At 57.0% G+C, this 10865-nt stretch carries 6 protein-coding genes; 5 read left to right on the top strand and 1 reads right to left on the bottom strand.

The window, feature by feature from the left end; translation table 11 throughout:
* Window positions 1-148 precede the first annotated feature (148 nt).
* From metA to aceK, 4 genes are all read left to right on the top strand, one after another.
* Complete coding sequence (gene metA, locus IM313_RS00645; protein ID WP_048957448.1) at window positions 149-1078, top strand: homoserine O-succinyltransferase; 930 nt, start codon at window positions 149-151, stop codon at window positions 1076-1078.
* Between the two features lie 270 nt (window positions 1079-1348).
* Window positions 1349-2950, top strand: a complete 1602-nt coding sequence (aceB, locus tag IM313_RS00640; RefSeq protein WP_047362605.1) for a malate synthase A — start codon at window positions 1349-1351, stop codon at window positions 2948-2950.
* A 31-nt stretch (window positions 2951-2981) separates the two neighbouring features.
* A complete protein-coding gene (aceA, locus tag IM313_RS00635) occupies window positions 2982-4286 on the top strand; it encodes an isocitrate lyase (RefSeq protein WP_192972051.1) in 1305 nt (434 codons plus the stop codon).
* Between the two features lie 50 nt (window positions 4287-4336).
* Window positions 4337-6100: a bifunctional isocitrate dehydrogenase kinase/phosphatase gene (gene aceK / locus IM313_RS00630; protein ID WP_028015115.1), complete on the top strand. Its 1764-nt coding sequence runs from the start codon at window positions 4337-4339 to the stop codon at window positions 6098-6100.
* On the opposite strand, the gene iclR is transcribed toward aceK, so the two are convergent.
* Window positions 6054-6881 (bottom strand): glyoxylate bypass operon transcriptional repressor IclR, encoded by an 828-nt coding sequence (iclR, locus tag IM313_RS00625; RefSeq protein WP_072201792.1) that lies wholly within the window; start codon window positions 6879-6881, stop codon window positions 6054-6056. The genes aceK and iclR overlap by 47 nt on opposite strands.
* A 193-nt stretch (window positions 6882-7074) precedes the next feature.
* Between iclR and metH the strand changes: the two genes are divergently transcribed.
* The gene (gene metH, locus IM313_RS00620) at window positions 7075-10758 is read left to right on the top strand and encodes a methionine synthase (RefSeq protein ID WP_049137682.1); all 3684 of its coding nucleotides are present in this window, start codon (window positions 7075-7077) and stop codon (window positions 10756-10758) included.
* The last annotated feature ends 107 nt before the right edge of the window (window positions 10759-10865 follow it).

Raw genomic sequence — 10865 nt, 5'->3', positions numbered from 1 at the left:
GGTGCGGGGTTTTTTGCTTTTGTTTTTCTCCCTCTCCCTGAAACTTTCTCACCTTCGACTTGCAGGCTCGACATTCATACCATTTCTGGGTATCGTTAGCTGTCTGGATGTCTAAACGTTTATACGTATATTGTGAGGAAGTAAGGTTATGCCGATTCGGGTGCAGGACGAGCTACCAGCCGTCAATTTCTTACGTGAAGAGAACGTCTTCGTGATGACGGCTTCACGCGCGACAGGTCAGGAAATTCGCCCGCTGAAGGTTCTCATCCTCAACCTGATGCCGAAAAAGATTGAGACGGAGAATCAGTTTCTGCGTCTGCTGTCGAACTCCCCGCTGCAGGTCGATATTCAACTGCTGCGTATTGATGCCCGCGAGTCACGTAACACGCCCTCTGAGCATCTGAATAACTTCTACTGTAACTTCGAAGATATTCGGGGGGAAAACTTCGACGGACTGATTGTGACAGGCGCGCCGCTCGGTCTGGTTGAATTTAACGATGTTGCTTACTGGCCGCAGATCAAACAGGTGCTGGAGTGGGCAAAAGATCACGTCACGTCAACGCTGTTTGTCTGCTGGGCGGTACAGGCCGCACTCAACATTCTCTACGGTATTCCCAAGCAAACCCGCACTCAAAAGCTCTCCGGCGTATACGAACACCACATTCTTCATCCACACGCGCTGCTGACGCGTGGTTTTGATGACACCTTCCTGGCCCCGCATTCCCGCTACGCCGATTTTCCGGCCCAGCTGATTCGTGATTACACCGATCTGGAGATCCTGGCCGAAACGGAAGACGGGGATGCCTACCTGTTTGCCAGTAAAGACAAACGTATCGCGTTCGTTACCGGCCATCCTGAGTATGATCCCGATACTCTCGCATCAGAGTATTTCCGTGATGTCGAAGCGGGTCTTAATCCGGATATCCCGTACAACTATTTCCCGAAAAACGATCCGCAAAACAAACCAGGAGCCACCTGGCGCAGCCACGGAAATCTGCTGTTCACTAACTGGCTCAACTATTACGTCTACCAGATTACGCCGTACGATCTTCGCCACATGAATCCGACGCTGGAGTAATCGTCTGCATTAAACGATCCTAAAGCGTTTCAGCTATTCAGATCAGGCACCTTCGGGTGCCTTTTTTATTTCCGAAATCCCGTTCAACATACCAGGAAACTTTAACTCTATATTAATCATCATGTTGCGTTGTAATTAAAATTAAAATGGAAATTGTTTTTGATTTTGGAAAGATTATAGATAGTCTTAATTCTGCTGAGCGAAAACTACACAACGATCTTTCGTTCGCATTGGGGGCGTGATTTTGGATCTTTGATGAGGAGCAGAACGATGACTCAACAGGCAACCACGGTCGATGAATTGACCTTTACCCAGCCGAATGGTGAGCAAGAACAGCAGGTTTTGACGGCCGAAGCGGTAGAGTTTCTGACTGAGCTGGTGACCCGCTTTACGCCGCAGCGCAATAAGCTGCTGGCGGCACGCATTCACCAACAGCAGGAAATCGATAACGGCAAGTTGCCAGGATTTATTTCGGAAACAGCTTCCATTCGTCGTGGTGAGTGGAAAATCCGCGGCATTCCTGAAGATTTACAGGATCGTCGCGTTGAGATCACTGGTCCGGTAGAGCGCAAAATGGTGATCAACGCCATGAACGCCAACGTTAAAGTCTTTATGGCCGATTTTGAAGATTCGCTGGCCCCTGACTGGAACAAAGTTATCGACGGGCAGATCAACCTGCGCGATGCCGTCAACGGCACCATCAGCTACACCAACGAAGCCGGGAAAATCTACCAGCTCAAACCGAATCCGGCGGTGCTGATCTGTCGCGTACGAGGTCTGCACCTCCCTGAAAAACATGTCACATGGCGTGGAGAAGCCATTCCGGGCAGCCTGTTTGATTTCGCACTTTATTTCTTCCATAACTACAAAAACCTGCTGGCAAAAGGTAGCGGTCCCTATTTCTATCTGCCAAAAACGCAGGCCTGGCAGGAAGCCGCCTGGTGGAGCGAAGTATTTAGCTACGCGGAAGATCGCTTCAACCTGCCGCGCGGCACGATCAAGGCCACGCTGCTGATTGAAACGCTGCCCGCCGTGTTCCAGATGAATGAAATTCTGCATGCCCTGCGCGACCACATTGTCGGCCTGAACTGCGGACGCTGGGACTATATTTTCAGCTACATCAAGACGCTGAAAAACTATCCCGATCGCGTACTGCCGGACCGCCAGGTCGTGACCATGGATAAACCCTTCCTGAGCGCCTATTCGCGTCTGCTGATTAAAACCTGCCACAAGCGCGGTGCCTTTGCGATGGGCGGCATGGCGGCCTTTATTCCGAGCAAAGACGCGGAGCGCAATAATCAGGTGCTCAACAAGGTGAAAGCCGATAAAGAGCTGGAAGCCCGTAACGGTCACGACGGCACGTGGATTGCCCATCCGGGCCTGGCCGATACGGCGATGGAGGTCTTCAATCGCGTACTCGGCGATAACAAAAATCAGCTGTTTGTCACGCGCGAAGAAGATGCCCCAACGGCTGAAGAACAGCTGCTGGCACCGTGTGCGGGCGAGCGAACGGAAGAGGGGATGCGTGCCAATATTCGCGTCGCGGTCCAGTACATCGAAGCGTGGATCTCCGGCAACGGCTGCGTGCCTATCTACGGCCTGATGGAAGATGCTGCCACGGCGGAAATTTCGCGCACCTCTATCTGGCAGTGGATCCACCATCAAAAAACGCTCAGCAACGGCAAGCCGGTCACCAAAGCCCTGTTCCGTCAGATGCTTGCCGAAGAGATGCGGGTCATCCAGGACGAGCTGGGCGAACACCGCTTCAGCAGCGGACGCTTTGACGACGCAGCGCGCCTGATGGAGCAAATCACCACATCAGATGACTTAATCGACTTCCTGACTCTGCCGGGCTACCGCTTCCTGGCGTAACTCACCACATAACAATATGGAGCATCTGCACATGAAAACCCGTACCCAACAAATCGAAGAATTAAAGAAAGAGTGGACTCAACCGCGCTGGGAAGGCATCCGCCGTCCTTACAGCGCGGAGGACGTGGTGAAATTACGCGGCTCGGTCAACCCGGAATGCACGCTGGCACAGAACGGTGCGGCGAAAATGTGGAAGCTGCTGCACGGTGGCTCCAAAAAGGGTTATATCAACAGCCTCGGTGCGCTGACCGGCGGCCAGGCATTGCAGCAGGCGAAGGCCGGCATAGAAGCCATTTACCTTTCCGGCTGGCAGGTCGCGGCGGACGCCAACCTGGCCTCCAGCATGTATCCGGATCAATCTCTTTATCCGGCCAACTCGGTACCGTCGATGGTGGATCGGATCAACAATACCTTCCGCCGCGCGGATCAGATCCAGTGGGCCGCAGGCATTGAGCCCAACGATCCGCGTTTTATTGATTACTTCCTGCCGATCGTCGCGGATGCGGAAGCGGGCTTCGGCGGCGTGCTGAACGCCTTCGAACTGATGAAATCGATGATTGAGGCCGGTGCAGCGGCCGTTCACTTCGAAGACCAGCTGGCGTCGGTGAAGAAGTGCGGGCATATGGGCGGAAAAGTTCTCGTCCCGACCCAGGAAGCGATTCAGAAGCTGGTAGCCGCGCGTCTGGCTGCTGACGTGCTCGGCGTGCCGACGCTGGTGATTGCCCGTACCGATGCGGATGCGGCAGACCTGATCACCTCTGACTGCGATCCGTACGATAGCGAATTTATTACCGGCGAGCGCACCAGCGAGGGATTCTATCGCACGCATGCCGGTATCGAACAGGCCATCAGCCGCGGCCTGGCCTATGCCCCTTACGCCGACCTGGTCTGGTGTGAAACGTCCACGCCGGATCTGGCGCTGGCGAAGCGCTTTGCCGATGCGATTCATGCGAAATACCCGGGCAAACTGCTGGCCTACAACTGTTCGCCGTCCTTCAACTGGCAGAAAAAGCTGGATGACAAAACCATCGCCAGCTTCCAGCAGCAGCTGTCGGATATGGGCTACAAGTACCAGTTCATCACCCTGGCAGGCATCCACAGCATGTGGTTCAACATGTTCGACCTGGCGCACGCTTACGCGCAGGGGGAGGGCATGAAGCATTACGTTGAGAAGGTGCAGCAGCCGGAGTTTGCCGCTGGTAAAGACGGCTATACCTTTGTTTCTCACCAGCAGGAAGTGGGAACGGGCTACTTTGATAACGTGACGACCATCATCCAGGGAGGCGCCTCATCCGTTACCGCCTTAACGGGGTCAACCGAAGAAGCACAGTTCTAAACTTTTCCCCCTCTCCCCTCCGGGGAGAGGGACGGGGTGAGGGGGAATATATGTCGCGTGGCCTGGAATTGCTGATTGCCCAAACCATTCTGCAGGGCTTTGATGCCCAGTATGGTCGTTTTCTGGAAGTGACCTCCGGCGCGCAGCAGCGCTTCGAACATGCAGACTGGCATGCGGTTCAGCAGGCCATGAAGCAGCGTATTCATCTCTATGACCACCATGTGGGTCTGGTGGTGGAGCAGCTGCGCTGTATTACCGACGGTAAAAGCCCGGACGCGGCATTTTTACTGCGTGTGAAAGAGCATTACACCCATCTGTTACCCGACTACCCTCGCTTCGAGATTGCGGAGAGCTTTTTCAACTCCGTCTATTGCCGGTTATTTGACCACCGCTCATTATCTCCTGAGCGGTTATTTATCTTCAGCTCCCAGCCTGAGCGCCGCTTCCGTACCATTCCGCGTCCGCTGGCGAAAGATTTCTTTCCCGATCGCGGGTGGGAAAAGCTCCTGCATCGCATCTTAACGGATTTGCCGCTGCGCCTGCCGTGGGAGAACAAGCTCCGGGATATCGGCTATATCCATGCGCATCTTCGTGAAACCTACGGCGAGGAGGTGCTCAGCCGCAGCCATGTGCAGGTGGCCAACGAGCTGTTCTACCGGAATAAGGCCGCCTGGCTGGTGGGCAAACTGGTTACGCCGACGGCCATTGTGCCGTTTCTGTTGCCCATTCACCGTACCGACGACGGCGAACTGTTTGTCGATACCTGCCTGACCACCAGCGCCGAGGCCAGCATCGTGTTTGGCTTCGCCCGCTCCTATTTCATGGTGTACGCCCCGCTGCCTGCCGCCCTGGTGGAGTGGCTGCGCGAGATCCTGCCGGGCAAAACTACCGCCGAGCTGTATATGGCGATTGGCTGTCAGAAGCATGCCAAAACGGAAAGTTACCGGGAATACCTGCGCTATGTCACCGCGGCGGATGAGCAGTTTATCGAAGCGCCAGGTATCCGCGGCATGGTGATGCTGGTTTTCACGCTGCCGGGCTTCGACCGGGTCTTTAAGGTGATAAAAGACAAATTCGCCCCGCAGAAAGAGATGACCGCCGCGCACGTCCGCGCCTGCTATCAGCTGGTAAAAGAGCACGATCGCGTCGGGCGAATGGCCGATACCCAGGAGTTTGAAAACTTTGTGCTGGATAAGCAGCAGATCGATCCGGCGCTCATGTCGCTGTTAATGCAGGAAGCGCCGACGAAAATCACCGATCTGGGCGATAAAATAGCGATTAGCCATCTCTACATTGAGCGCCGTATGGTGCCGCTCAATATCTGGCTGGAACAGTCAGAGGGCCAGGCATTACGTGATGCCATCGAAGAGTACGGCAACGCTATCCGCCAGCTCGCCGCCGCCAATATCTTCCCTGGCGATATGCTGTTTAAAAACTTCGGCGTCACCCGGCACGGGCGGGTGGTGTTCTACGATTACGATGAAATTTGCTACATGACCGAGGTGAACTTTCGCGATATCCCGCCGCCCCGTTACCCGGAGGATGAGCTCTCCAGCGAGCCGTGGTACAGCGTTTCGCCGGGCGATGTGTTTCCCGAGGAGTTTCGCCACTGGCTGTGTGCGGACCCACGCATCGGGCCGTTATTTGAAGAAATGCATGAAGATCTGTTCCACGCCAGCTACTGGCGCGGGCTACAAACGCGGATCAAAAATGGGCACGTGGAGGATGTGTACGCTTACCGCCGCAAGCAGCGGTTTTGTGTGCGGTTTAACGAATCCCACCGTACGCCAGCGTCACCTCTTTCGCGGCCTTAATCACCAGCGCGCCCAGCTCGGTCACCCGGTCGTCGGTCATACGTGAGATGGGGCCAGAGATGGAGATCGCAGCAAACGGCTCGCGATGTTCGTCGAAAATACAGGACGCGAGGCAGCGCAGCCCCAGCGCATGTTCCTCGTCATCAAACGAATAGCCGCGCTTGCGGGTCAACGCCAGATCTTCTTTCAGATGCACCGGCGACACCAGCGTGGCGTGGGTATAGGCGTGCAGCCCTTTTCGGTGCAGCAGCCCGGTCACCTGCTCTTCGCTCAGCTGCGAGAGAAACGCTTTCCCCGCCCCGGAGGCGTGCATCGGCAGCTTGCCGCCAATCGGCGCGGACATGCGCATCAGCTGCGTGCACTGCACCTGGTCGATGATAATCGCCTGGTGGTCGCTCTGGTCGAGCACCGCAAGGTTCACCGTCTCGCCGGACTCCTCCATCAGCTTGCGCAGGATCGGGTGAACAATCGCCAGCAGGTTACGGCTCTGAAGGAAGCTGCTGCCCACGATAAACGCATGCGCGCCCACCGCCCAGTGCCCCAGCTCGCCGACCTGGCGGACAAAGCCCAGCTGCTGCATGGTGGTCAGCAGGCGGTGCGTGGTGGAGTTCGGCAGGCCAGCCTGCTGGGCCAGCTCCGTCAGGGCCACGCTGCCGTGCGACTCGGCTATCCACTCCAGCAGCTTCAGACCGCGCGTCAGGGATTGAACCTGTCCGCCGGGTTGTGCAGCGGCGGTGGCGGCAGGTTTTCTGCCGCGTTTGGCGGGAACGGTCGCGACCATGACGATCTCCTTTTTCTGTATCGTGGAAATCATTTTCGTTTTATTTGGTGAATTTGCAACCGCTTTCCTGACTGATCGGAGGAGTGATGGTGAACATGTCTCATGTTACCGCGGCGTGACTTTTCCACCCTGCGAGATTGTGCCAGTATGGAACGCAGCCTTTTGGCCTTGTTGAGCGTTGTCGGGAGCAAGTGTGAGCAGCAAAGTAGAGCAACTGCGTGCGCAGTTAAATGAACGAATTCTGGTGCTGGACGGCGGCATGGGCACCATGATCCAGAGCTATCGTCTGAGCGAAGACGATTTCCGCGGCGAGCGCTTCGCCGACTGGCCCTGCGACCTGAAAGGAAACAACGACCTGCTGGTGTTGAGCAAACCGTCCGTGATTAAGGATATCCACAACGCCTACTTTGAAGCGGGTGCGGATATCGTTGAAACTAACACCTTCAACTCGACAACCATCGCCATGGCGGATTACCAGATGGAATCCCTGTCGGCGGAGATCAACTATGAGGCGGCCAGGCTCGCCCGCGCCTGTGCCGACGAGTGGACGGCCCGCACGCCGGACAAGCCGCGCTACGTTGCCGGGGTGCTTGGCCCGACCAACCGCACCGCGTCGATTTCACCGGACGTCAACGATCCGGCGTTTCGTAATATCACCTTTGACCAGCTGGTTACGGCGTATCGTGAATCGACCAAAGCGCTGGTGGAAGGTGGCTCCGACCTGATCCTGATTGAAACGGTGTTCGATACCCTCAACGCCAAAGCCGCGATATACGCGGTGAAAGAGGAGTTTGAGGCGCTGGGCGTTGACCTGCCGATCATGATCTCCGGCACCATCACCGACGCCTCCGGCCGCACCCTGTCCGGCCAGACAACCGAAGCGTTTTATAACTCCCTGCGCCACGCCGACGCGCTCTCCTTCGGTCTGAACTGCGCGCTGGGACCAGACGAACTGCGCCAGTATGTGCAGGAGCTTTCGCGCATTGCCGAATGCTACGTTACCGCGCATCCGAACGCCGGTCTGCCGAACGCGTTTGGCGAGTACGATCTGGATGCTGACACCATGGCGGCGCAAATCCGCGAGTGGGCCGAGTCAGGCTTCCTGAACATCGTCGGCGGCTGCTGCGGCACCACGCCGGAGCACATCGCCGCCATGAGCCGCGCCGTGGACGGGCTGCCGCCGCGCAAGCTGCCAGAGCTGCCGGTTGCCTGTCGCCTTTCCGGTCTGGAGCCGTTGACCATCGGCGACGACAGCCTGTTTGTGAACGTGGGTGAACGTACCAACGTCACCGGTTCCGCTAAATTCAAGCGTCTGATCAAAGAAGAGAAATACAGCGAAGCGCTGGACGTCGCCCGCCAGCAGGTGGAAAGCGGGGCGCAGATTATCGATATCAACATGGACGAGGGGATGCTTGACGCCGAAGCGGCGATGGTGCGTTTCCTCAACCTGATTGCCGGTGAGCCGGATATCGCCCGCGTGCCGATCATGATTGACTCCTCCAAGTGGGAGGTCATCGAAAAAGGGCTGAAGTGCATTCAGGGCAAAGGCATCGTTAACTCCATCTCGATGAAAGAGGGCGTGGATATCTTTATCCACCACGCGAAGATGGTGCGCCGCTACGGTGCGGCCGTGGTGGTGATGGCCTTCGATGAGGTGGGCCAGGCCGACACCCGCGAGCGCAAAATTGAGATATGCCGCCGCGCGTACAAAATTCTGACCGAAGAGGTGGGCTTCCCGCCGGAAGACATTATTTTCGACCCGAACATCTTTGCCGTCGCGACCGGCATCGAAGAGCACAACAACTACGCCCAGGACTTTATCGGCGCGTGTGAAGACATCAAGCGCGAGCTGCCGCATGCGCTGATCTCCGGCGGCGTGTCGAACGTCTCGTTCTCGTTCCGCGGCAACGACCCGGTGCGTGAAGCGATCCACGCCGTGTTCCTCTACTACGCCATCCGCAATGGGATGGACATGGGCATCGTCAACGCCGGACAGCTGGCGATTTACGACGATCTGCCTGCCGAACTGCGCGATGCCGTAGAGGACGTGATCCTCAACCGTCGCGACGACGCCACCGAGCGCATGCTCGACCTGGCGGAAAAATACCGCGGCAGTAAATCGGATGAATCGGCCAATGTTCAGCAGGCCGAGTGGCGTTCCTGGGACGTGAAAAAGCGTCTGGAATACTCGCTGGTGAAAGGGATTACCGAGTTCATTGAGCAGGACACCGAGGAGGCGCGTCAGCAGGCAGCCCGCCCGATTGAGGTGATCGAAGGGCCGCTGATGGACGGCATGAACGTGGTTGGCGATCTGTTCGGCGAGGGCAAGATGTTCCTGCCGCAGGTGGTGAAATCCGCTCGCGTCATGAAGCAGGCAGTGGCTTATCTTGAACCCTTCATCGAAGCCAGCAAAGAGAAGGGCTCCAGCAACGGTAAAATGGTTATCGCCACCGTGAAGGGCGATGTACACGACATCGGCAAAAACATTGTTGGCGTGGTGCTGCAGTGCAATAACTACGAAATTATCGACCTTGGCGTGATGGTTCCGGCGGATAAAATCCTCAAGACCGCGCGCGAAGTGAACGCCGATCTGATTGGCCTCTCCGGCCTGATTACGCCGTCGCTCGACGAAATGGTCAACGTGGCAAAAGAGATGGAGCGTCAGGGCTTCACCATCCCGCTGCTGATTGGCGGGGCAACCACCTCGAAAGCGCACACGGCAGTGAAGATCGAGCAGAACTACAGCGGACCGACGGTTTACGTGCAGAACGCCTCGCGCACGGTGGGCGTGGTTTCCGCACTGCTCTCCGAGACTCAGCGCGACGAGTTTGTGGCGCGCACTCGCCAGGAGTACGAAACCGTTCGCGTGCAGCACGGGCGCAAAAAACCGCGCACGCCGCCGGTGACGCTCGCTGCCGCACGCGATAACGACCTGGCCTTTGACTGGGCAAGCTATACGCCGCCGGTCGCGCATCGTCTGGGCGTGCAGGACGTGACGGCCAGCATCGAGACACTGCGCAACTACATTGACTGGACGCCGTTCTTTATGACCTGGTCGCTGGCGGGCAAATATCCGCGCATCCTCGAAGATGAAGTCGTAGGCGAAGAGGCGAAGCGTCTGTTTAAAGACGCCAACGATATGCTGGACACGCTGAGCGCAGAGAAAACCCTCAACCCGCGCGGCGTGGTGGGGCTGTTCCCGGCGAACCGCGTGGGTGACGATGTGGAAATCTACCGCGATGAAACCCGCACCCACGTGCTGGCCGTGAGCCATCACCTGCGGCAGCAAACCGAAAAAGTGGGCTTTGCCAACTACTGCCTGGCGGATTTCGTTGCGCCGAAGCTGAGCGGGAAAGCTGACTATATCGGCGCCTTTGCGGTAACCGGCGGTCTGGAAGAAGACGCCCTGGCGGACGCGTTTGAAGCGCAACACGATGATTACAATAAGATCATGGTGAAAGCGATTGCCGATCGCCTGGCGGAAGCCTTTGCTGAATACCTGCACGAACGCGTGCGTAAGGTGTACTGGGGTTACGCGGCGAATGAGAACCTCAGCAACGAGGAGCTGATCCGCGAAAACTACCAGGGGATTCGTCCGGCGCCGGGCTATCCGGCCTGTCCGGAACACACCGAAAAAGGCACTATCTGGAAACTGCTGGACGTGGAAGCGCATACCGGCATGAAGCTCACCGAGTCGTTCGCCATGTGGCCGGGCGCGTCCGTGTCGGGCTGGTACTTCAGTCATCCGGACAGCAAGTACTTCGCCGTGGCGCAGCTGCAGCGCGATCAGATCGAAGATTACGCCCTGCGCAAAGGCATGAGCGTGTCAGAGGTAGAGCGCTGGCTGGCGCCGAATTTAGGCTACGACGCGGACTAACGTCACTTTTCCTTACAACAAACAGGGCACCTCAACGGTGCCCTGTCTCTTTCTTACGTTTAAACCCTTATACTTAATCATAAAATCTATAACGATAAGGAGAACCC

This window comes from Enterobacter cloacae complex sp. P2B, assembly GCF_014895985.1.
In the GTDB taxonomy this organism is placed as follows: Bacteria; Pseudomonadota; Gammaproteobacteria; order Enterobacterales; family Enterobacteriaceae; genus Enterobacter; species Enterobacter bugandensis.
The sequence above is the reverse complement of the archived record's forward strand: the minus strand, read 5'-3'. Positions and strand labels throughout refer to the sequence as shown.

Coding starts and splice junctions, on each gene's coding strand:
- aceB (WP_047362605.1), top strand. CDS start 1,349: ATGACTCAACAGGCAACCACGGTCGATGAATTGACCTTTACCCAGCCG.
- aceA (WP_192972051.1), top strand. CDS start 2,982: ATGAAAACCCGTACCCAACAAATCGAAGAATTAAAGAAAGAGTGGACT.
- metA (WP_048957448.1), top strand. CDS start 149: ATGCCGATTCGGGTGCAGGACGAGCTACCAGCCGTCAATTTCTTACGT.
- aceK (WP_028015115.1), top strand. CDS start 4,337: ATGTCGCGTGGCCTGGAATTGCTGATTGCCCAAACCATTCTGCAGGGC.
- iclR (WP_072201792.1), bottom strand. CDS start 6,881: ATGGTCGCGACCGTTCCCGCCAAACGCGGCAGAAAACCTGCCGCCACC.